The sequence below is a fragment of the Paenibacillus urinalis genome, assembly GCF_028747985.1.
Classification (GTDB): Bacteria; Bacillota; Bacilli; order Paenibacillales; family Paenibacillaceae; genus Paenibacillus; species Paenibacillus urinalis.
The window spans coordinates 658888-682500 of sequence record NZ_CP118108.1 but is presented as its reverse complement, the minus strand read 5'-3'; the positions used below and the strand labels follow the sequence as shown (position 1 = coordinate 682500).

Here is a 23613-nt window from a genome sequence, read left to right as displayed (position 1 = left end):
GTTGACCACCAAAATATAAGCCATGGTCATAAACGTGGTTAAACCTGCAATAACTTCTGTTCTGACATTTGTCCCGTGTTCCCTTAATTTAAAGAACCGCTCCATAATCCGAATATTCCTCCTTAGAGATAAGTCGGTTACCTTAAAACGACAAAAAGCCCGCAAAGATGTTTGATCTTCATGGGCTTACGCTAAAAAGAGACGCAAAAGCAACCAAAAAGCAGCTTACACTTTATTCCGATCAATATGGACAGTGTCAGTACCTTTTGCTCTGGATTGCACTTCTCTTCTTTTCGTAGCCAGATCATTATGGTGATCTCGTAGAAACTCTCAGGCCAAATCCCCGAGATTATACGAAAAAGCATGTGTTTATTGGTTTTCCTTGTCTCATTCTAGGAGGGATATGTAAAATTGTCAATATAAAAATACGAATAATACAAACTTTATCTGTTAGCAATGTTCGGTAATTTCATATTCGTGAAAACTAACAGAAAGTACCGACATCTATTTTCATGATTTTTCTAACAAAAGGAAAAAAAGAGCCTCCGACACGTTGTCGAAGACTCTTCACTTCAAATACAAGGTGGATTCACCCTACCTGGTATTCCTATTCCCACTCAATGGTTGCCGGCGGCTTGCTCGTCACATCGTAAACGATACGGTTTACGTTATCGACTTCGTTGACGATGCGGACAGAGATTTTCTCAAGAACATCCCAAGGGATACGCGCCCAGTCTGCGGTCATACCATCGATGGACGTCACTGCACGAATACCTACGGTATAGGAATACGTACGAGCATCGCCCATTACACCAACACTCTTCATGTTCGGGAGAGCAGTGAAATACTGCCAGATCTCACGATCAAGGCCGGCTTTGGCAATCTCCTCACGCAGAATATAATCTGAGTCACGAACGATCTTCAGCTTCTCTTCGGTTACTTCACCAAGCACACGAATTGCGAGACCTGGACCAGGGAAAGGCTGACGATGAACAATCTCATCCGGCAATCCGCACTCAGATCCTACGATACGCACCTCATCCTTGAACAGAGCGTTAAGCGGCTCGATCAGTTTAAATCTCATATCTTCAGGCAGTCCGCCTACGTTATGGTGAGATTTAATGGTTTGTGCCGTAGCTGTACCACTCTCGACAATATCGGTATACAGCGTACCTTGTGCCAGGAAGTCGAAATCGTCGAACTTGCTGGACTCTTCATCAAATACGTAGATGAATTCGTTACCGATGATTTTACGTTTCTTCTCAGGATCATCAACGCCTTCAAGCTTGGACATAAAGCGATCACGAGCATCAATCTTAACGACTTTCATATCAAACTTGCCGACAAAGGTCTCCATAACGCTCTCCGCTTCACCTTTGCGCAGTAATCCATGATCAATGAACATACAAGTCAACTGATCGCCGATCGCTTTGTGAAGAAGGATCGCGACAACAGAAGAATCAACACCACCGCTCAGCGCACACAGCACTTTCTTGTCACCAACGGTTTCACGAATATCACGAATCTTATCCTCGATGAAGGTCTCCATGGTCCAGTTACCTTCACAGCCGCATACTTCATACAGGAAGTTACGAATCATATCGTTACCATTCACAGAATGACGTACCTCTGGGTGGAACTGAACCGCAAACAAGTTACGCTCAGGATGGCTCATCGCCGCAATTGGCGCACTTTCCGTACCTGCGTCAAGACGGAAACCGGAAGGCAATGTAACTACGTGGTCACCATGACTCATCCATACCGTTTGGTTCGCTTCAAGTCCTTTTGCAAGATGAGAACCTTCGTTGAACAACACGTCCGCTTTGCCGTACTCACGCTTATGTGCACGCTCTACTTTGCCTTCAAGCTGATGCGCCATGAGCTGCATACCGTAACAAATACCGAAGATCGGCAAGCCCAGGTCATAAATAGCTGGATCTACATGGGGTGCATTCTCTGCATAAACGCTGGACGGTCCACCAGAGAAGACAATCCCCTTAGGTGCGATTTCACGAATCTTCTCAACAGGCGTGTTATATGGAAGCAGTTCGCTGTATACTCCGAGATCACGAATTCTTCTCGCAATTAGTTGGTTGTATTGTCCCCCGAAATCAAGAACGACAACAATTTCATTTGGCTTTATCATTACCGAGCCTCCCTCAATTAATGAGATTAATTATACTGAACGACAAAACCTAACGTCAAGGATAGCTCGTCCTCTTCATCATTAAGAAATAATGTAAATCAAAATGTCATGGTGTAAACTGTTTATTTCGTAAATTATTTACTTCTTGAATCAATTTCATATTACCTTTAGCTGCTTCAATCAAGGGTATGCATAGATCAAAATGATTTTGTTTGTCTATATATAGTTTCAATTCCAACCTTTTTAATGATTTATGAAATTGATTCTTACTTAAGTGATCTAGAAATCCGCAGACAGCGATTCAGAAACGCTACGCTCGCCGCCCGAGAGAACGGCTCCGCTGCATACACCAGCGACTCCCAATCGGCGGCGAACTGCCGCACGTCATCGTGTACGGGAGTACCGGTTAAAGGCAGGGCTGCGGTGTACTCACGCAGCGTCACACCCTGTTCTCGCACCCCATATTTCTGTGCGATTCGCTCCCAGACCGGAGTCCCCACACGAAGCAGACGCTCACGGTCTGGAAAGACACGACTGCGCTGCCAGCTCAGCATCAGCCTCAGTCTTATAGCGGGGCTGTAGCTTCGCCCCGCCTGCACCGCTGCTGCAAGCAGGAGTGCGCTGGCAGCTGTCACAGACAGCGTCAATGGCTGCATGATCGATACTAGTCCGCTCTTAATAGCACTGCCAATCTTGTGTACCATGCTGATTATATTTCGCTGCTCGGACGGTGCAGCTTCGTCAGGCTCGGAAGCCCCCGCAGTTTCAAGCTCTTCTGTACTATATCCTGGTGTCGCCTCAAAAGGAATCCACCCTACTCCCGAAAAGTACACCTCAGCCCATGCATGAGCATCCCCGTGAGTTACCGTATATTCATTGGATCGCGGATCACTACGTTCGCCAGGGCCGAATCCCTGTACATATCTCGCGGGGATCCCCTGACTGCGAAGCAGCACAACCATGGTAGTGGAGAAATGGTTGCAATAACCCTTTTTCGTGGTGAACAAGAAGTCATCTACAAAATCCTTGCCGGACGGAGGCACTCTGGTATCCAGACTGTACGAGTAGTTCAATCTCAAATACGATGCAACCCTAGTTACAGCATCATATCTATTCGCTGTTCCATCCGTAATATTGGCGGCCAGTTCTCTAACCCTGTCCGGAAGAGCCTGCGGCAGCTGCAAATTCATGCGCTTGATCTCTGCAGGATCGCTGCCCGTTACGCCCCGCAGGCTGCTTAGATCTTCGATAGGAATCAAGACATCAGCACTATAGCTCGTCACAGTCTTATAGCTGTTTGAATGCATATCATCGAACCTTAAATTCCCTGAGGCATAATCGCTTACTATATACGGAAACTGCTGGTTGGCTTTATTTTGTCCAGTGATCCCTTTCTCATTCTGTGGGGCGCGAGCATTCTCTGATTGATAAAGATTCAGACGAACAGGCACTCCACCTGTAAAAATGTCTGCACCGCCCTGGGCTGGTGTCTGCAGCTCTACTGTCTGTTGGATCAGGCGAAAATAGGGATTCTCCTCAATTTCATCCTCCCGAATCCGACCTGAAGTGCTGATGTAATGCTTAGGCTCGGCATCATTGTATTCACTCTTCCAGCTTCGTCCATCATAGATGGATCGGGACTGCCCTCTCCAATAAGTTGCCACAGGACTATATGCTGTAAAAAACACTTCATTGTTGGTAACAAGGGGGGCGCCCATGTCACTTCCTCCATTGTCATACCCGGTCCTTGCCAAGGCAGCTTCAGATGGAGAGGATTGCAATCCATCCGCCCAGTCGATGAGGCGTTCCCTGGTATCCGCCAGAGCATTGAGATCCGGGGATTTGACAGGAAGAACCGAGGATACAGCAGCCGCACCTCCGACCAGGAGCACAGAACCCAAGGCAATGCCAATCCACAACAGATGGCGTTCCTTGTCCTTCACCCGAGCTGATAAGCCCATACTATTAAGCTTCGGAAGCTGCATGAGTGTCTGCAGGAATAAAAAACAGCTGATAATTCGAATCATGGCACCTGTCGCATTCTCTCCATTTACCAGTTCAACACCAAAGACGTACAAGGACGTTACCACACCAAATAACAGGACAGTCCTTAATTGGATGACCAGTATTTGTACAGCACTTACGAACAAGGACCAGCCCAGCGTAACCAAGATTGTCTTGGTCTCGTCACTGATGAGCCAGAAGCCGTCACGATTTAACCAGATGAATATGTCCTGCTTGAGGATCAACGGGTATTGAAGCATCCAATCTGCACCTGACACCTCCTTCACCATCCACCACAAGCCTATGAATGATAGGAGTAACCGGATCATAAGGGACTTGCCGAGTGACATATTCCATGTGCCAATCAGCAGCAAGAGAAGAGTTAGTACGATCAAACTAATGGAGGATGGGCTCCATAAATCACCGCTTATTCCTCCCGGTCTGAGCCATTCCAGGAACATAACAAATAAAGCGAGGGAGGCCGCTGCGCGAAAATACCATGGTTCATGAAAGGCCGCCGCTTGCGCTGCCGTCGCTCCCGCACCAACTTCTTTGGGATCAAAACGGTTCTGATTGTAAATAGTCATTCCTCCTCCCTTAGGTTCGATTACACGGCACTTCCCCTTGAATTCATCCGATCCACACCATCCTGGCCGTTTCCGATCGTTTCACATAAGACCATCTGTATATGCTGTCCGCTGTAATGCTCACAGATTGCTTTATTCAATTCCGTTGACATGCCAGTAATCATATAGACTAGGGAGCCTGGAGCAAGGTTTCCGTAAAAGGAAGGGTCATGGAGACTGTTTCCCGTATCTTGCCTCCATTGTCTTCCCTGACATTTCCATGTTCCTGCCGGTTCAAGACCTGCCAGATAATCCAACTGTTCGTACCCCTTCCCTTCTCCGGCGGCAGGCATAGCGATCCAATTCAGCACTGAATTATTTACGCCTCCGCCTTCTCTATCACTGTTACCCTTACCCCAATCAAAAATAGTCAAATGAGCACCTATTCCCTCTTCATAGGCAGACCGGAGGAGCTTCGCGCAGGTAGACACCGCCTCCTCATAAGCATCCCATGAAAACGCACTTCCGCCATCTGCCCGTTTAGACACATAGGCATGGATATTGTTATCCAGCATGAGATAAACCTGTCCGCCTCTCTGTTCCTCTGGAATGCGAACCTGCAGCTTCCCGCTGCGAGCCGAGCTCTTCCAATGGATATAGCGCATTGGATCCCCCTCTACATACTCTCTGACTTCTGTCCCCATTGAGGTCTGATGATAGCGTGTACGGTAAGCCGCGCCTTCCCAGGATCTATTCAAACCAGTACGTATATGACCCGAGCCTGTCTGGAGTGATGGATGAACAATCAAAGTACAAGGTGCCTCAACCCGGCAGCTGCCTGTAAACCAGCCGAACACATCACCCCAGACCACCTTGCAGGTGTCAAATACATACACTCCCCTATGCACCGCACGAATCGTATATTTATATGAATAAGAACGCGATCGTCCCGTAAAAATCAACTGCTTATGTTCAAGCTGAGAATCAGCTGCGACCTCTTCGATCCTCAGCCAGCGCAGTAATAATGGGATATCTGCTTCAAGGTGAACATGTACATTCACTTTATTTCCAGCTGCTACTCTGTCCGTTTCCAATGTCCGTACGATCCGTATATTCCGGGGCTTTGCCCATAGAATCAGTAATCCATAGCCCGCTATGGCTGCACAGCAAATCAAGAGAAACAGTAACGTCCCTCCACCTTGGATATGGTAAGCAAATGACAAACCAGCTAACAGCAACGTCATGAACAGCCAGTTACGATATGTCCTCCACATCTTCCATCACCCTCTTGCCCGTGCGGGCTGAACAGGGATCGGGATTTCCTGAAGCAAAGAGCGAATAATGGATTCTGAATTATAATGATGAGATAGATCTGCACGACTTCGAATACGGTGAGACAATACGGGAATAGCCACTTCCTTGACATCATCGGGAATAACGTACATTCGGCCGTTCATGTAAGCCGCTGCTTGAGCAGCACACATCCAGGCAATACTTCCTCTTGGACTAATACCAAGTACGAGCTCCGGGTGTATTCTCGAATGGGCTGCAATACCGGCGATATATTCCTTAATCACTGGATCCACAAAAACAGCCGATGCTTCTCTTTGCATTTTGACAAGCTCTTCCGCCAGCATAACGGGTCTGATGAATGCATCACCGGATCCTCCCTGCCGATTCATCATTTCTACTTCCTCATGGACTGTGGGATAACCCAAGCTCAGCCTCATCATGAAGCGATCCAGCTGCGCCTCTGGAAGACGAAACGTTCCCTCGAATTGCATAGGATTCTGTGTAGCCATTAGCAGAAAGGGTTTAGGCAGTGCATAAGTGGTGCCATCCACCGTTACACTTTTCTCTTCCATCGCTTCAAGCAGGGACGATTGGGTTCTCGGGGCAGCCCGGTTAATCTCGTCGCCGAGCACAATATTCACCATAATGGGTCCTGGTTTATATTCAAAGTCACCTGTGATCGGCTTAAACACCGATGTACCTGTAACATCTGAAGGCATCACATCTGAAGTAAATTGAATTCTTCCAAAGCTTGCACCCAGACATGAGGCAATCGTCTTGATGAGCTTGGTCTTTCCTGTTCCCGGTACATCCTCCAGCAAAATATGGCCTCCCGATAACATCGCGATCAGAATCAAACGAATTTCCTGTTTCTTGCCGACCATGACTGTCTCAACTCGCTGCACCAATCGTTCAAGCAAACTGGCAGCATAATCGCTAGATTTTGAGAATTCCATAATCGCTTCCCCTCCTTATTTGGCGCTAGTTCATATATCACTTCTCACATGATTTACTTCTATTATTTCCAATCCACAAATGATATAGACACTAGACAATCAAAGAGCTTACAGGCACAAAAAAAGACCCGGAGTTCAAATATGAACTCCGGATCTTATCCTCAGTTAGTGCTCTATGAAATTAATTTGATGTATCTTTACCAGGCTGTACTTCCTCGACTTCCTTCGTTGCCACATCCTCGGCAGGAACTTCTTTCTTCGAAGAAGCGAACCATCCAACAACCGCGATCAGCACAAGCACAATATAGAAGCTTGCTTTCCATGCTGCATTATGCGGGAAGTGCTCATCAATCAGACCTACATCAGGGTGTGCCAGTGTAATAACTGCCAGCTTAACCCCTACCCAGCCTACGATAACGAAGGCCGCAAGCTCAAGACCTGGACGTTGCTGCAGCAATTTAACAAAGAAGGTCGCTGCGAAACGCATAATCACAAGCCCGATGAAGCCGCCTAAGAAGATAACGATAAACTGTCCGCCATCCAAACCACCGATCTCTGGAATTCCACTTGGAGGCAGCGCAACAGCAAGAGCTACCGCTGCAAGTATGGAATCGACCGCAAATGCGATATCGGCAACTTCGACTTTGAGTACCGTCATCCAGAAGCCAGACTGCTTCTTCGGCTTCTCCGGCTTAGGCTTCGCATCCTCGGTCTGCCTTTTGCCAACAAAATGCTTGACCACGTGATTTATGGAAATATACAAGAGGTATAGGGCTCCAAGTGCCTGTACCTGCCACACGTCCACCAAGAACGAAATGATGAACAGTGATGCCAAACGAAATACGAACGCACCAAGCAAACCGTAGAACAACGCCTTCTTACGCTGATCCTCAGGCAGGTGCTTAACCATGATTGCGAGAACCAGGGCATTATCTGCCGCAAGTAATCCCTCTAGAGCAACGAGCACAAGCAGTACCCATGCATACTCTAAAAACAGCTCCATGAAACATCCTCCTAGTAATAAAATAAATTACAAAAAAAACCTTCACCGGCCGGCAAAGGTCTCACAAAAAAGAGACCTCTACCACAGTCTGTGGTAAAGGTCTCGCTAACAACGAATGGTTGCCAACAAAGCCGGGGACTATTCCCGAACTGACGACTTTGCTGTACAGCTACTCCCCTTTAATCACGTTCCTGCTTAACTGATATGATGATCAGCTAAACCGTGATATAAACATATTAAAATCAGAGCTTGAAGTCAAGCATTTTTTGACAACGCATGAATTCCAAGTCTTATCAACGGTTCGCTGAATTTGTATTCATAAAATTGGAAATGTCCTACTGTTTACTTGGCGTAGACGACAATTTCGACTGTTCCTCGGACCAGGGATTTGACTTCAAAATGGGCAGCATTCAGCAACGATCTCAATGGAAGCCACATCACTCCGTTTTCCATATAGATATCAGTCTCTGCTGCATATCCCCCTTCTGAAGCAGTGACAAGCTGCTCGTCCGGTTTTACCTTAATTACGTTTGTTCCGAACACCGTGTCAGCACTGCGCTCAGCTGTATTCCACTTCACTGTGCCTCCGAATTTCTCAATCACCTCTCTGAGAGGAACGATATACTGTCCATTTTCGAGCCGGTATTCGCCGTACTTGAGTTCAGCCACCTGTTTGCCTGCCTCGATGACAAGCGCAGGTCCCTCCTCGAATAGTTCAGCGTTAGGAGCGATAACATTATTTATCCATTTGCTGCTCGGCTGAAACCTCTTCTTTATCGATTCATCATTTTTCACACGGAACTGAACCGGCTTCTCCGCAGGATCGAGCACCGCAAACTGGTACTGCTGTTTCTGATAGTATTCGATAATGTCCGGCAGGGCTTTCACCGTCTCCCCATGATTTCCTCCATCATGCAGCAGAATGACCAAATCTTTATCTGAGCTGACCTCTGTGGCCTGCTGAGCGATTTCTGCTGCCGGGACCCCGCTGCGCTTCGAATCACCGCTGTCCACATTCCAATCCACAACCGAATAACCTGCCTGCTTCATCAGTTCAAAATAGGTCTGGTCAAAATGCCCAAACGTTCCTCCAGGCGCGCGTACCAGCTGTGGTCTGCTGCCGGTAATCAGCCGGATTGCTTCTTCTGTTTCTTTAATCTGTGACCAAAAATCAGGAAAATTATCATAAAGTTCATCATAATCGTGATTATACGTATGATTGCCAATGGCATGCCCTTCTTCATGCATTCGATAGACCAGTTCAGGATACGTCTCTACATATTTTCCAAGTACAAAAAAAGTGGCTGGCACCTCGTAACTCTCCAATATATCGAGTACTTCAGCAGTGTGCTTCCCCGGGCCGTCGTCGAAAGTTAGGTAAACTGTCTTTTTGCTCGCTTGGGAATCAGACTTCACCTTTGTTTCTGCGGATGCTTCATTTAGTCGGCTTTTATCTTCTTTAACCGCGCTTGCTTGTGCTGAACGAACTGCCTGTTTACTTGCTGCTTGCTTGACTGCCACTGTTGCTTCCGGTTTATTGATGCTGCTGTGAGCTGCATAGGCCATTTGTGAGACGACTGCCTTTGGGGGATTTTTCGCTTCTCTATCTTCTGTGACTGCAGAGCTGTTATCTAATTTACTTTCTTTCTCCGCTGAGGAATTGGCCGAGCTAATGATTTGGGAAGGATTTATGTACGCTGTTACTGCCAATATAAACAAGACAACCATACCTGCTACGATACTCATTTTCGCTTTCATCCTCATTGCCCCCATCTTTTATATTCAATAAGTAGATTTTGAGATTCACAATGCTATCTTATGAAACGGGCGGCTAAAAAAGACTATACAATTTGCAAATTGCTAGATTCATATTTTGAATTAAGTTGGATTCATAAAGTACATTTGGGGTTATTTTCTATAAAAAAAGCCGATCCTTAATGGACCGGCGGCAGTAATGGACTTCTTATGATCGAGACTACTTCTCCATATGGGTCTGAATAAACGCAAGCGCATCATCAATATGGCCCTTCACTTTAACCTTGCGCCATTCTTTCACTAATATTCCTTCTTCATCAATTAAAAAAGTGGAGCGAACGATACCCATATACTCTTTGCCATACAGCTTTTTGAGCTGCCAGACCCCGTAAAGTTCAGACACCTGATGATCCTCATCTGACAAAAGTGTGAATGGAAGCTCATACTTGGCAATAAATTTATCGTGCCGGCTCGCCGGATCCGTACTTACCCCCAGAATCACTGTATTCAGTGTGCTGAACGATGCATGAGCATCTCGAAACTGGCATGCCTCATCCGTACAGGAAGCCGTCATATCCTTGGGATAAAAGTAAAGTACAACGCGTTTACCGCGATAGTCGGATAACCGAACCTTCTGTCCTCCGCTTCCTTCAAGCACAAAATCAGGCGCCTTTGCGCCAATGGTTAGTTCCATGTTGCAGCAATCCCTTCTTCTATTGTGTTGCCTTCATGTGCGCAGGCCATCCAGAATTGATTTGTTTCCCTAAAAGAACTTATAATGTACAAGATATCATATGTATATTATTGTAAATCAACGCCGCCTTCTCGACCTTTATAAAACTCATGTGACTGTGAAAGGAAGAGCTTCAGATGACCAAGAAGACCAAACGAATTCTGTGGACCGCTGTTACCGTTGTGATCCTTGCTGTCTTACTGCCTGCAGCTTATTATTTTACTTCGGTTGTAAATGAACTTCAAGATTTGCAGAAGGAAGGCGAGGAGTCCCCTTTCTACAACGTCGAGAAGGTAGACCAGGAGAGAACACCCGAGCCTCCGAAATGGGAAGGTAAAGAACCTGTGAACATTCTGCTCATGGGCGTTGACGCCAGAGGCATGGCCGAAGGTGAAATACCAAGATCAGATACGATGATGGTTGCCTCCCTCAACCCGGTTTCCAAGAAAATTTCACTGTTCTCTCTCCTTCGTGATACATACACCGAAATTCCCGGATACGGCAGCGATCGCATTAATACGGCGATTACCCATGGCCCTAATGTAGCGATGCAGGCAGCCAGTGATCTGCTCGGCATACCTGTTCAGTATTACGTATATACGGACTTCCAAGGCTTTATCGCGCTGGTCGATGCGATCGGCGGCATTGAATTTGAGGTTGAAAAAGATATGCACTATGTCAGCAAGGCAGATCATCATGAATATGATATTGACCTTAAGCAGGGGCTGCAGCATCTGGATGGTGAAAAGGCATTAATGTATGTCCGATTCCGGCATGATGCCATGTCGGATTTCTCAAGAACCGAACGTCAGCGAGAGCTGATCGGTGCCATTGCAGACAAAATGCAGACAACAACGTCAATAGCCAAGCTGCCAGCCATTTTAAATGAAGTAAACCCATATATCGATACAAATCTCACCTTAAATGACATGTGGAAGCTGGCTTCGCTTGGATATCAGAGCAATTTTCAGGGCAGCGAGCAGATTCCGCCAATGAGCCTTCTTGTTGAAGAGAAAATCGGCGGGGCCGCTGTGCTTAGCGTAAGAGATGATGAAGAATTAAAAACTTATGTCCAAGAGATTGTTAATCCAACGGAAACGGAAAAGGTCCAGGATACAACGACTATCGACAAATCAGCCAGCGGTGACAGTCAGTAGACAGCTTGCCAGAAGTCACATTCAATCCTGCTGCCTCCCTGCCATAACCATTTGCAAAGTGATATACTGTAATAGATACAAACAAGTAAGGGCAGCGGAAGCTGCCCTTTTGAGTTGTCCGCCTGAGGGCTTAACTTTACAATATAGAATGCAGAAAGGATGATACAAATGAATCGTACGCAATCGGAGCATCATTACGCTGAAGCTCTTGAGCATATTGTTGGAGGCGTCAACAGTCCTTCACGTTCTTTTAAGGCGGTTGGGGGCGGTGCGCCTGTATTTATGAAGCGTGGAGAAGGAGCTTACTTCTATGACGTGGATGACAACCGCTACATAGACTACCTGGCTGCCTATGGTCCAATTATTACGGGACATGCCCATCCGCATATTACGAAAGCCATTACGGATGCAGCAGTGAACGGAACATTATACGGTACACCAACTACGCTTGAGGTCAAGCTTGCCAAAATGCTGAAGGAAGCTATCCCTTCCATGGATAAAGTGCGCTTCGTCAACTCCGGTACAGAGGCCGTCATGACGACGATCCGAGTTGCCCGTGCCTATACGAAGCGAACCAAGATCATCAAGTTTGCCGGTAACTATCATGGCCACTCGGATCTGGTACTCGTTGCTGCAGGTTCTGGTCCTGCGACACTCGGGATACCGGACAGTGCGGGTATTCCTGCAAGCATTGCTCAGGAGGTCATTACTGTACCTTACAATGATCTTGGCGGTCTGGAAGAAGCACTGAAGACATGGGGCCATGAGGTTGCGGCCGTTATGGTTGAGCCGATTGTCGGCAATTTCGGTATGGTGATGCCGAAGCCCGGATTTCTTGAAGGACTGGTGAAGCTTGCGCATGAGCATGGCGCACTTGTTATCTACGATGAGGTCATTACCGCATTTCGATTCCACTACGGTTCAACGCAAACCTATGCGGGACTGGATAACCATGATCTGATCAAACCGGACCTGACCGCCCTTGGAAAAATCATCGGAGGAGGACTCCCTATCGGAGCTTACGGTGGATCAAAGGAGATTATGGAGCAGGTTGCTCCGCTGGGTCCCGCCTATCAGGCCGGAACCATGGCAGGCAATCCAGCTTCGATCTCCGCAGGAATTGCTTGTCTTGAGGTGCTGAGTCAGCCTGGTGTCTACGAGGAAATGGAGCGCCTCACCATTAGATTGACAGATGGAATTAAAGCCGCTGCTGATCGAAACGGTATTCCGCTGACCATTAACCGGATTCGCGGCTCGTTCTCTACTCATTTCTGCGATCATCCGGTCACGAATTATGAAGAGGCCCAGGATACGGATGGAGAAGCGTTTGCGGCATTCTTCCGCCATATGCTGAACCGCGGTGTCCATCTGGCCCCTTCCAAGTATGAAGCATGGTTTCTAACTACCGCGCATACAGAGGCAGATATTGATGCCACCATTGAAGCGGCCGAGCAATCCTTTAAAGCAATGGCAGAAGCCTAAACTATATAATAATGCTTAGAAGCTGCGGCTCTCAGGAGGGACAATCCTCCTAGGAGCTGCAGCTTCTTTACTTTCATACGCCATATTTTCTTTGTGAATGAAAATTTATACAGCTGCGCACAATGAAATAAGTCTCTCGGTATATTTTCAAGGTGAGCGTATCTCAACAAGAAAGAGGCTGTTTAATGAATCCAGTGAAACCTTCCTTTTTACAAGCGGCGATGCTGATCATGCTGTCTGTGGGCTTAAGCAATCATGTGTTTATTATTCCGGTTCTGCTCCAAGTCGCAGGTCGGGACTCCTGGCTGTCTGTAGTGATCTCTTCCCTCCCTATCATCCTGTTTACCTTGGTCGTATTTCTCATATCCAAGCAGCTGAAAGGAAATACGCTGGCTGAATGGCTATCAAATAATTTGGGCAAAGCAGGCGGGTTCCTGTTCAAGCTAGTCAGTTCGGTTTATTTTCTGCAGGTCAGTTATTTTACCTTCTATGACACGGCCATGTGGGCAAAATCATCGTACTTATATGAATCGCCAATGTTTGTAATTGGTTTGATTCTGGCCTTCCTCTCTGTATTAACCGCCTGCTTGGGGATGCGTACTTTGGCCTTTGCTTCTGGTATTTTGCTGCCCCTGGTCGTCATCTTTGGCTTCTACGTTGCTACCGTCAACGTACAGTACAAGGACTATAATCGACTTCTGCCCTTATTCGAGCACGGATACACCCCGTTGTTCAGAGGTATATTCTACTGTATGTCCGGTTGGGTTGAAATTGCGTTGATTCTATTCATTCAGCCTTATCTCTCGAAGAAATTCAAGCTTTGGCAGCTGCTTCTGCTCATGTTTATTATGGTCGGCCTGACATTCGGCCCACTGACCGGAGCTATTATGGAGTTCGGTCCGTATGAGGCAGAACACATGCGATATCCTGCATTCGAGGAATGGCGCATTGCCTCACTTGGGAAATACATCACCCAGACGGACTTTTTCTCTATTTATCAATGGCTTGCTGGAGCCTTCACTCGAATTAGTCTAGCTATGTATATTGCCGTTGTGGTTTGGGACATTAAGAAGAAACGCAACTTAATCTTCATGATCTGGGGAATTCTGATGAGTGCAAGCTTGATCTACCCTTTGAATGACACGGTCTTTCAGAACCTGCTCATCACTCTGATTTTCCCGGTAAATTTTGTTTACTTCAGCTTTTTAATCATTATTGCTCTGATGGCTATTCCCATCGGGAAGCTTAAGAAAAAAAGGAGGGGGACCGGTGCAACCGCACGAGGAAGAAGCTCACCTTAATTATGAAATGCTGAACAACTTGTTTCAGAACTGTGCCGACGTGGTTGTGCATCATTTTACAGATATGTCCACGCCCATCACGCTGGTGTATTGCGACGGACTAACGGATCAGAAAACGATTAACGAAATTGTATTGCCACGGCTTACCTCTGTGGACTTGACTGATAGCTCCAATCTCTCTTCCAGGCTGGCTCTCACCTTGAATGAAATTGAATTTCCTGTTGATTCCGTTCAAATTGAGGAACCGGTATTTAGTGGACAGCTTCTGATCTTGACTGGAAGTGAACAGTACTCACGTATATACACACTAGACATCTCCAGTGTTCCAGGCAGAATGCCGGAGGAGTCTGCAATTGAATCGGCGGTGAAGGGAGCAAGAGACGGATTTACCGAGGAGCTTACAATCAACGTTGGATTAATTCGGAAGCGGCTGCGGACCAAATCCTTTTGCTATGAGCAATTTGTAACCGGCGAGCGCTCACATACCAAGATTGCTCTGTTCTATGTAGAAGATATTATCAATCCAGAGATCTTAAAAACAATTCGCGAGCGGTTGAGTCAGATTGATAGGGATGGGCTCGTGGGGTCCTCTATCATTGAACGAACCATTATGGGCAGCATTCCGTCCATACTGCCGCTGACGGATATGACGCAGCGTCCTGACTATGTTGTCACATCTCTCCTGAATGGCCGTTTCGCTGTCATGATGGAGGGATCTCCCGTTGCGCATATCGCACCGACAACACTGTTTAACCAGATCCATTCGCCGGAAGACGCCAGCACGCCTTTTTTTATGGTTGCTGTAGAAAGGCTGCTTCGAATCTTCGGTCTGATGGTTGCTTCTCTCTTCCCTGGCTTCTATATTGCTCTGACGTCCTTTAATCTCGAACAGATTCCACTTCCACTCCTGGCTACGGTTGCAGGTACACGGGTGGGACTGCCGCTCCCCGTTCCGCTCGAAACATTTATGATGATTGCGATGTTTGAATTGTTCAACGAGGCAGGAAGGAGACTTCCACGTGCGCTTGGGCAGACGGTTACGGTCGTAGGAGGACTGATCATTGGTGACGCAGCAATCCGCGCAGGGGTTACTTCCCCGACTATTATTGTCGCTGTCGCCATCTCTGTTATCTCCTCTTACATGCTCGTTAACACGGTCCTTAGTTCGGTAACCTCACTGATTCGGCTGTTCATTCTCGCGTTTGCTTCCTTTTTGGGAATGTATGGTTTCTTTATTGCAACGTTCATTCTTGTCATTCATATGGCCTCACTCGAAAGCTACGGTGTTCGCTATCTGTCTCCCGTCACACCACTTAAGCTTGGGGATGCCATACAAACCGTTCTCATGAAGCCAACCTTTGGGCGCAAGAAACGTCCTGAATCGCTGCAAACTCAGGATAATACGCGTACCGGTAACAAATCATGAGAGCGAGAATACTGCTGTTATGCTCCCTGCTCTCCCTCATGCTGCTGCTCAGTGGATGCTGGAGTACGAAGGAAGTTCAAAGCATCAACTTTATTACAACGCTGGGAGTCGATTACCGGGACAAGCAATTTATCGCCTATGCGCAGGTCGTGGATTTTGCCAATATCGCGAAACAGGAAGGCCCCAACCAAGTTAATGAAGGAACGATATGGGTGGGTGAAGGAAAAGGGAAGACACTGATGCTCGCAATTTATGATTGTACCGCACTTCACAGCAGAGAACCATGTGGACACATGTGAAAGCCATCGTTCTCTCTGAAAATATATTAAACCAGAAGCTGGAGGAGACGCTTGATGTCATCCTTCACTCGGGTGAGCTGCGTTATACGCCATGGATGTATGGCACAAGCGAAGACCTTAAGACACTGCTGACCGCCTCGTCCTTGCTGAACCAATCGGTGCAAAGCATTGAATTGTTTGAGCCTGTTTCTCTGTATCGTCAAAGCTCTGAATACGAACCGATCCGGATTCATTTTTTTCTAGACGGTTTTCGAGAGCCTGCTTCCACTGTCCTGCTTCCTTCTGTCGCCACAAATGCGGAGGCCTGGAATCAAGAGAGTAACAAGAAGCCGCATATGATCTATTTTGATGGACTCTACCTGATTTCTAAGAAGAAAAATACGGGGAAAGTCAGCGGTCAGGAAGCAGATGGTGCAAGATATGTCAGCTACCGTAAAATGCAGCAGTATCCCCTGGACCTTGATCCTGAATTGAAGAGCTCACATGTGATGCTCGTTCGTGATGCGAAGTCCAATATCTCTGCTGTAACCAAGGATAATCATACGGTTACCTTCAATATTACCGTAAATGCCGAAGCGACCGTTCTCGAGGACGAGCAGCTGGCATCGGATGTACAACTGAAAAAGGAAACAGAACGCCGGATGGTGGAGAAAATACGTTACACATTCGAACAGACCAAGGCGAAGAAAATGGATATTTACAGCTTGGAAGAGCACCTGTATCGAAGGCATCTTGACTTGTGGAAGAAATTATCCAAGGATAAAGAACACCCCATCGACAATTACGAGCTGGGAGAAGTAAAGGTGAATATCCATCCGGTAAATACAACTACGTACAAATAAGCCAGAATATTCAGAAGAGGAATGACTCACAATCCGTCATTCCTCTTTTTAATATGAATCTAGATCGGATAAGCCATTACACTCATCAGTGCCAGCTCCGGCTGTGTTGTATCCAGCCTGCTGTATTGAACAATGATCGGAATATCACTCTGCACTGTGATTGCATAAGGTACACCGGTAGGGATCTTCTGTCCCTCTGATTCAAGCCCTGCGGTTCGAATATGACGAGTTCTCCTGGCAGGAACGACAGTCTCGATTCCCTCCATCGGCTCCCTGTCTTCGAAATATATAGTCATCACCAATTGGGCATCCTCGCTGCCTGTATTAAGAACACAGATGCTTTCATGACTCTCAAGACTGCCGCTGCTGTCAGGCGGAATGTAACCGTCAGGAATCATCCACGTTGTGCGTCCAAGTGGTTCATATCCCTTTGCTTCTATTGGATTCATTGTGCTTATCCCCCACTTATCGATTGATATGGCCCCGAAGATACATCTGAAGCGGCTGCAATTGAAGCTCGGATAGGGCAGCTGCCACCTCTTTGGCCAGCCGGGTAGCTCCACGGACAGAGAAATGCGTGTTGTCCTCCACTCCTGCCGGGTGGTTTATATATTCGCCTGGGAACGCCCATAAAAAGTCATGTTTGCTCCCTTCCACGCCTGCTTCTTCAAAGAGCTCCCTGCTTCGCGCCGCTAGGTCGATCATCGGTACGCTTTCCTCCACAGCAAGCTCCTTAACCGCTGTAATGTAGTCGCCATGCGTGTCGATCAAGCTTCCATCCTCATTAAAATATCTTCGGTGCACAGGCGTAACAAGAATTGGATAAGCCTCATGACGCCTTGCCGTATCTATGTATTGGTGTAAATACTCTTTATAAGTTGTAAACGGCTGTGTCCCCCGCTGCGCATCCGATTTCTCATCATTGTGTCCGAACTGAATTAATAGATAATCTCCAGGTTTGATGCGTGTCTCGATCGCTGCAAGCCTTCCTTCGTCGATAAAGCTCTTCGTGCTGCGACCGGAATGCGCGTGATTGTCTACCACCACGTCATGCTTGAAGCAGGCAGGAAGCATCTGTCCCCAGCCCGAGTACGGGTAGCCTGCTGCAGGCTGGTCGCATACGGTTGAATCTCCGGCGATAAATACCGTCAATGTTTGATTGGCAGGCATAACCTCTATCGCATTAATCCGCGGCGCAGCTCCCGAGAAGGAGAGTCGTAATGAATCTCCCTCCCTCACATGAACGGTGCATTTCTCCTCAATCCATTGTCCTGGCGGCGTGTGTATCTCGGGAAGGATCAGCCTCCCTTCCCCCGCCTTTATGATCGTCCTCGTCTCGGTTAATTCATCACCGATGAGCAAATGAATTCGGTAGCTCCCCGCAGGGACATCCAGGCGAAATACCGTGTTCAGCGGAATGCAGAAGCTGTCCTGCAAACGCTTCCTGTCTGATCCAGATGCCCCCTCGCTCACATTGCTCTGTTGATTGTTCGGAGCCAATCGTACTTCCGCCCGGTCTCTTCCATAAATTTTGCCGACTGACTCAAACCCGTATCCGAGCCCCTCATCGTAAATCGTGTCAGGCTGGATTCCAATGTAACCGTTTGCAGTGATGCCGGGACCAAAGTCAAATTTGAAATGGGATAGTGTGCTTGTGCTCAAGAGTTCGTCCTCCTTACAATGTACAAAACATCATCTTGCCCTTCTTTTGTAATGAGACGGTGTCATCCCTGTCCATCTCTTGAATACTTGGCTGAAGTAACCTGAATTTCCGCCGAAGCCAAACCATTCTGCTAACTCGAAAATTCTGACATCCTCATCTTCCTGCTGAATATAACTGCAGGCTTGTCGTATCCGGTATTGATTTAAATATTGAGAGAAATTAAGCCCTGTATCCTTCTTGAACATTTTACCTAAATAATCCGGATTCATGTACAGCATATGTCTTGCTACCGTATTCAGGGATAGATCAGCATCGGCATAATGATGGTGCACCAGCTCCAGCATGGAGCTGACAATCGCCGATTGTTTGACGCTGTCCTCCTCCTCTCTGAAGACACGGAGTCTGATTACAGGTGCGGACCTTCTGCTGCCGGAATCCCAAGCTCGACTAACAACATGATCCAAATTATTCATGCATTCGCACGCCTCCTTTTATAGAAGCCTGACCTCAGTACGCAGGTAAATCGAAACAAAATCTGTGATGCAGAAATATAAATCATTAATTATTCTGTGTTTGTCTGTAGAAGTCTTTGTTGTTGATTATATTACAAGTTCATAATTATTGTACAGTGAATCGAATCAATTTCATAATACCTTTGGCTGCTTCAATCATCTTGATCAAAGCAATTGATCGGAATATAAAAAAGGCCGCCCTCATGAAGAGAGCAGCTACAGCTGTGAACAGGTATGAAGCACTATGAAGGGCTGTCATCTGCCTTATTTTTACGGATTGATAAAGACGGTCTTAAGCTTAGCATTGTACTGTACATCATAGCCCAGCCCTTCAGCGATAAGGGCAAGAGGTACATAAGTCTTCGCTACCTTGCCAACTTGATGGAGGAAAGGAGCATTCTTCACAGGAATCAGCTGATCATTCACGAGTACACTCGGCTTATCAATCTGGATCTGTACTCGATTTGCATTATAAGTAATCATCGTCGCCTTTGCTTCATGAATCCACTGTGATTTCGCGCCTACGGCACTTACAATATCCTGAATCGCCACATAATTCTGATTGTTTCGCAGCACCGGCTTATACGGAGTATTCAGCAGCTGTCCGCTGACGATAATGTTCATCGGCTCCCCGGCCTCTACCGCCTTTAATTTCACATATTGCCCCCATATTGTTTCTGCAAATACTTTGGCAATCGCCTCATAACCGAGCTGATTCGGATGAAAATCCCGGCTGCCAATCATATGGGTCATCGTTCCCTCTCCACCGACGAACGCCTCAGCGATGTGTGCGACCTTGATCGATACGCCCTGAGTGCTGAGTTCAGTGGCCAGCGCATCCACTGTGCGGGTAAAGGCAGCGCTTGCTTCCATCAGCTTGGCATAAAGTCCTGCATTCCCCACCTTGGGAACCGGCTGATACTGATCTGCCAGCACGATTATAGCATCACCATTCATGGTGTGGAGCTGCTGAACAGCGGCCGTAACCTCTAATGTATATTTTGCAAGCAGCTCCTCAACTCTGCGATCCAAATCTGAAGCGTTCATTCCGTCTGCGGTCACCAGCAGCTCCGATACATCATTGCCGCCGATCGTAATCGTAATGACATCTGCCTCGGCTACATCCTGATTAATCTGAGCGATACTTGCCATATAAGAGGCCACACGAGCATCTGGAAGTCCGGGCTGTATATCCTCAGGTGTTACGGACTTCTTATTTAGTATCGCTTCCGTAAACTGCTTCAATCCATTGCTTTTTAAGCCGCCAATTCCGTAGTTCGTTACCACGGTCCGCTCATGCAATAGACCTTGCTCAAGTAAACGCTCGACGTAGCCATAAGGAGCTGTAGAGTAATCCTCCATCCCCGGCTCATAGCCTACCGTGATGGAATCCCCAAGTGCGACGATCTTAAACGGCTCCGTGCCAGCCACTTCCTGCGCATTCACCGCCGTGTGCCCTGCGCTCAAGAAGAGCACCCCTGCAAACAGTGAGACAACGCCTTGCTTAGCCCTTCTCTTGAAGCCTGTGATCTTCATCATATGTAACAATATCCCCTCTCTCATGCCATGTTCCTTATTTTACCACCAAGCATATGGAGGGAGATACTACTATTTAACAACTTCACACGAAAAAGAGATGCCCCGATATCGGGGCATCTCTGTAATATTAATCAATAAATAGCGGTGATTACTCGGATAAACCGGCCTTCTTCATATAGTCATCATACCGATGATCTACTTCCTTCGCCATACTGCGAAACTTCTTCGTTTCTTCTACAATCGGATCGAGCTGTGTCTGAATGCGGATTTCGTGCTTCGGAGATATGTTCTGCCGCTCTCTTTCCTTGCGGTCTCCAAATTCAGGCTCTCCTTCCGTCAGCATTTCGCTAAGCTGGCGCTCCAGTTCACGTGAATCCTTCACGATCCATCACTCCTTTGTTTTTGCATACATTATTCCACCGCAGAGGAGCCTATTATGCAGCAGAGGCATCAGTTTACGCCGGTTGCATTCTCTTCTGTCAGTGTACGAATGAGTTCTTCATGAATTTGACCATTGCTTGCTGCAACATACCGAACCGCCAGATGATATGGATTGCCTTGTGTATCTGTCACGGTTCCCCCGGACTCTTGAACCAGCAGCGCTCCTGCAGCGATATCCCAAGGGTTGAGTCCAATCTCGGTATATGCGCTGAGTCTGCCTGCTGCCACATATGCAAGGTGAAGTGCGGCCGAGCCTCCTGCTCTCAAATTGCGAACTTTGGGTGCCAGTGCCTTAGCAACACTCATGTTTGCAGGAAGCGCAAATTCGGGATCAGGCGGAAACCCAATCGCGACCAAGCTGTCTGACAAGCTCTCTTCACGAGAGACCTTCATTCGATCTCCGTGAACATATGCACCTTTCCCCTTCTCCGCTACAAAGAGCTCATCTCGAATAGGATCATAGATTACACCTACGATCACTTCTCCGCGATGGGCAAGTGCAATGGATACGGAGAAAAAAGGGAAGCCATGCACGAAGTTGGTCGTGCCGTCTACCGGGTCTACGATCCACAAATATTCTTCCTCACGTGCAGCCTCAAGCGCCTTAGCAGATGCTTCCGCTCCCGGCTCAACCCCTTCTTCACCAAGGATCGCATGATCGGGAAAATGAGTCAGGATCAGTCTGCGAATCATCTGTTCTGCACCCTTATCCACCTCGGTCACCAAATCCTGGGCTGAGAATTTCGTCGTCGTTTTAACGGCAGAGCCGGCACGGCTCTTAATCCACTCTCCCGCTTTGGCAGCAGCATTAATTGCAACGGCAGTATAACTCTTACTAGTAACTACGTATGGAATCTTCTGATTGTCGTTCAAAGCGATCACACTACTTTCTTTGTATCTTTGCGCTATACAGAATGAACCTATAGCTAAGCTTACTATAATAGTAACGTTTAAAACGTGTTCTCGTTACACGTAAAAAGCCCTATTTCAAAATATTGTGCATTTTCTTACATCCGAATTGTGGCTCCGTCTATGATTTCGATACCTTCCCCCGCGAGCTTCTCGAAATCCTTCATTAAGTTAAATAACGCCTCATCCTTGCGTTTCGCTTCGATCATCACATCAATAGCAGGGGTCCGGTCCGCAATATGACGCAGGAAGTCCAGCAGAGGCTCCAGCACAACTCCATCCGCATGGCTCCTGATATCCTTCTCATTCTTGGGACTCGAAACGTGAATCTTGGGAGGCAGGACTTCTTCAGGAGAAGAATCCGCCTGAGCATAGATCGTCTTCCATGTCTCCAGAATATCTTCCCACAATTCCCAGGGCGCTTCCCCATCGTTATTCACCCAATGATGATGTATATCCAGCACCATAGGGAGGCTTGTCTTCTTACATACCTCCAGCGTTTCAACCGCTGTGAAGGTCTTATCATCATTCTCAAGCGTGATCCGCTGCAGCAGCTCGGGAGGCAGGGCTTCCGTATTGACGATGAATCGTTCTGCGGCCTTCTTCTTGTCCCCGTAAGCACCGCCGATATGAATATTGTTCTTCGCCCTTGCATCCAGTCCCATCGCATCAAGCATCGCCTTATGGTGCATTAGATCACGAATGGAGCTTCTCAGCACTTCCTCCCGTGGTGTACTTAACACCGTAAAATGATCAGGGTGAAACGAGACTCGCATCCCGTGCTTTTTCACAAAATCACCAACCTCCTGAAAAGAGGGGACTAATGCCGCAAATGGATCCCAATCGGCCAGATCTCCGTGTGTAGCAAGCGGAATGAGCTTGGATGAGAAGCGATAGACTTTGATATCACTTGCCAGATTATGCCTCAGCAGCCTGAGGGTGTTATGTAAGTTCTCGGCAGCAATGCGTTCGAGCTTACGGATCGCTGCTTCCCGGTCTTCTATCTTGTTAAAGCTCGCCATCGTCATCGTCTTAGACGGTGACGCGTTCGCTACCACCATTGACATGGCTACATATCCGAATCGTACGATCATGGAAGCGGTTCAATCCCTTCGTCATAATAGTACAGTTATACCCTATGTCTACGGATTAAAACCTGCTTGAAACGTCATTCAAGGCTACTTATTCTGCTCTCCAAAAAACATTTCGTGAGCTAGCGCAGTCTGAATCCGGGATTCCTCTTCGTTCAGCTTGCGTTCAAGTATCATCTCCACCTCAGTGACCTCTTGTCCTTGAAAATTAATCTCGGCAATACAGCCGACAATTTTCACTATAGCAACCGCGATATTCTCAGGTGTATAGGCAATAACCTTCTGACCCGTGGGGAACACCCTGAAGCCCTGCTTCACCATTTTGCCCCGGCCATATTCCAGCAGCTCATACAGCTCCTGATCACTCTTAAATTTACAGACCGAATTAAACTCTGTTTGAAATCCCATACGTACAACCTCCTGTATCCCAAATTTTATATCCATAAGATTCTGTGAACTTCCTGTATATATGAAAAAAGGAGAGCATATCACTCC

General features: G+C 47.2%; 21 protein-coding genes, 1 pseudogene and 1 riboswitch (1 of these 23 only partly in view). Of the genes and pseudogenes, 6 read left to right on the top strand and 16 right to left on the bottom strand.

Annotated elements, in window-relative coordinates; translation table 11 throughout:
- From PUW25_RS03140 to bcp, 8 genes are all read right to left on the bottom strand, one after another.
- A protein-coding gene (locus tag PUW25_RS03140; RefSeq protein WP_047911618.1) for an NCS2 family permease crosses the window boundary here: on the bottom strand, nt 1-105 show its 5' portion. 1263 nt of this gene lie to the left of the window's left edge; only the first 105 of its 1368 coding nucleotides appear in the window; the start codon lies at nt 103-105; its stop codon lies off the left edge, out of view.
- A gap of 171 nt (nt 106-276) precedes the next feature.
- Nucleotides 277-377, bottom strand: a riboswitch (purine riboswitch).
- Between the two features lie 230 nt (nt 378-607).
- Nucleotides 608-2146 (bottom strand): glutamine-hydrolyzing GMP synthase, encoded by a 1539-nt coding sequence (gene guaA / locus PUW25_RS03135; protein ID WP_047911617.1) that lies wholly within the window; start codon nt 2144-2146, stop codon nt 608-610.
- A 266-nt stretch (nt 2147-2412) separates the two neighbouring features.
- Nucleotides 2413-4737, bottom strand: coding sequence for a transglutaminase-like domain-containing protein (locus PUW25_RS03130; RefSeq protein ID WP_274338031.1), 2325 nt, complete (start codon nt 4735-4737; stop codon nt 2413-2415).
- 20 nt (nt 4738-4757) lie between these two features.
- Nucleotides 4758-5990 (bottom strand): DUF58 domain-containing protein, encoded by a 1233-nt coding sequence (locus PUW25_RS03125; protein ID WP_205054329.1) that lies wholly within the window; start codon nt 5988-5990, stop codon nt 4758-4760.
- A 6-nt stretch (nt 5991-5996) separates the two neighbouring features.
- Complete coding sequence (locus PUW25_RS03120) at nt 5997-6965, bottom strand: AAA family ATPase (RefSeq protein WP_205054330.1); 969 nt, start codon at nt 6963-6965, stop codon at nt 5997-5999.
- A 181-nt stretch (nt 6966-7146) separates the two neighbouring features.
- On the bottom strand, nt 7147-7968 hold the full coding sequence (locus PUW25_RS03115; RefSeq protein WP_205054331.1) for a TerC family protein: 822 nt from the start codon (nt 7966-7968) through the stop codon (nt 7147-7149).
- A 342-nt stretch (nt 7969-8310) separates the two neighbouring features.
- Nucleotides 8311-9726: a polysaccharide deacetylase family protein gene (locus PUW25_RS03110; RefSeq protein ID WP_274338030.1), complete on the bottom strand. Its 1416-nt coding sequence runs from the start codon at nt 9724-9726 to the stop codon at nt 8311-8313.
- A gap of 217 nt (nt 9727-9943) precedes the next feature.
- The gene (gene bcp, locus PUW25_RS03105) at nt 9944-10417 is read right to left on the bottom strand and encodes a thioredoxin-dependent thiol peroxidase (RefSeq protein ID WP_205054332.1); all 474 of its coding nucleotides are present in this window, start codon (nt 10415-10417) and stop codon (nt 9944-9946) included.
- A 176-nt stretch (nt 10418-10593) separates the two neighbouring features.
- Between bcp and PUW25_RS03100 the strand changes: the two genes are divergently transcribed.
- The 6 genes and pseudogenes from PUW25_RS03100 (at nt 10594) to PUW25_RS27580 (ending at nt 16963) form a co-directional block, all read left to right on the top strand.
- Entirely contained in the window at nt 10594-11613 is a 1020-nt protein-coding gene (locus PUW25_RS03100) for an LCP family protein (RefSeq protein WP_205054333.1), read from the top strand.
- Nucleotides 11614-11781: 168 nt separating this feature from the next.
- Complete coding sequence (locus tag PUW25_RS03095) at nt 11782-13095, top strand: glutamate-1-semialdehyde 2,1-aminomutase (RefSeq protein ID WP_274338526.1); 1314 nt, start codon at nt 11782-11784, stop codon at nt 13093-13095.
- Nucleotides 13096-13280: 185 nt separating this feature from the next.
- A complete protein-coding gene (locus tag PUW25_RS03090; protein WP_205054334.1) occupies nt 13281-14396 on the top strand; it encodes a GerAB/ArcD/ProY family transporter in 1116 nt (371 codons plus the stop codon).
- Entirely contained in the window at nt 14365-15822 is a 1458-nt protein-coding gene (locus PUW25_RS03085; RefSeq protein ID WP_274338029.1) for a spore germination protein, read from the top strand. The genes PUW25_RS03090 and PUW25_RS03085 overlap by 32 nt, the downstream gene beginning before the upstream one ends.
- Nucleotides 15819-16348, top strand: a pseudogene (locus PUW25_RS27585) (Ger(x)C family spore germination protein); the annotation flags it as partial. The gene PUW25_RS03085 and the pseudogene PUW25_RS27585, both read left to right, overlap by 4 nt.
- Nucleotides 16349-16456: 108 nt before the next feature.
- A complete protein-coding gene (locus PUW25_RS27580; RefSeq protein ID WP_476641288.1) occupies nt 16457-16963 on the top strand; it encodes a Ger(x)C family spore germination C-terminal domain-containing protein in 507 nt (168 codons plus the stop codon).
- Between the two features lie 59 nt (nt 16964-17022).
- Here PUW25_RS27580 and PUW25_RS03070 read toward each other — a convergent pair whose 3' ends face one another.
- The 8 genes from PUW25_RS03070 to PUW25_RS03035 form a co-directional block, all read right to left on the bottom strand.
- Nucleotides 17023-17412: a sensory rhodopsin transducer gene (locus PUW25_RS03070; RefSeq protein ID WP_205054336.1), complete on the bottom strand. Its 390-nt coding sequence runs from the start codon at nt 17410-17412 to the stop codon at nt 17023-17025.
- Between the two features lie 16 nt (nt 17413-17428).
- A complete protein-coding gene (locus PUW25_RS03065) occupies nt 17429-18625 on the bottom strand; it encodes a rhamnogalacturonan acetylesterase (RefSeq protein ID WP_205054337.1) in 1197 nt (398 codons plus the stop codon).
- A 30-nt stretch (nt 18626-18655) separates the two neighbouring features.
- Nucleotides 18656-19099 carry a helix-turn-helix domain-containing protein gene (locus PUW25_RS03060; protein ID WP_047911604.1) on the bottom strand — a complete coding sequence of 148 codons (444 nt, stop codon included), beginning with the start codon at nt 19097-19099 and terminating at the stop codon, nt 18656-18658.
- A 309-nt stretch (nt 19100-19408) separates the two neighbouring features.
- Nucleotides 19409-20677, bottom strand: coding sequence for a GDSL-type esterase/lipase family protein (locus PUW25_RS03055; protein ID WP_052511891.1), 1269 nt, complete (start codon nt 20675-20677; stop codon nt 19409-19411).
- A 148-nt stretch (nt 20678-20825) separates the two neighbouring features.
- Complete coding sequence (locus tag PUW25_RS03050; protein WP_177178758.1) at nt 20826-21059, bottom strand: hypothetical protein; 234 nt, start codon at nt 21057-21059, stop codon at nt 20826-20828.
- Between the two features lie 68 nt (nt 21060-21127).
- Nucleotides 21128-21991, bottom strand: a complete 864-nt coding sequence (locus PUW25_RS03045; RefSeq protein ID WP_370510329.1) for an inositol monophosphatase family protein — start codon at nt 21989-21991, stop codon at nt 21128-21130.
- A 134-nt stretch (nt 21992-22125) separates the two neighbouring features.
- Nucleotides 22126-23121, bottom strand: coding sequence for a UV DNA damage repair endonuclease UvsE (gene uvsE, locus PUW25_RS03040; protein ID WP_047911602.1), 996 nt, complete (start codon nt 23119-23121; stop codon nt 22126-22128).
- Nucleotides 23122-23205: 84 nt separating this feature from the next.
- Complete coding sequence (locus tag PUW25_RS03035; RefSeq protein ID WP_047911601.1) at nt 23206-23526, bottom strand: hypothetical protein; 321 nt, start codon at nt 23524-23526, stop codon at nt 23206-23208.
- Nucleotides 23527-23613 lie beyond the last annotated feature (87 nt).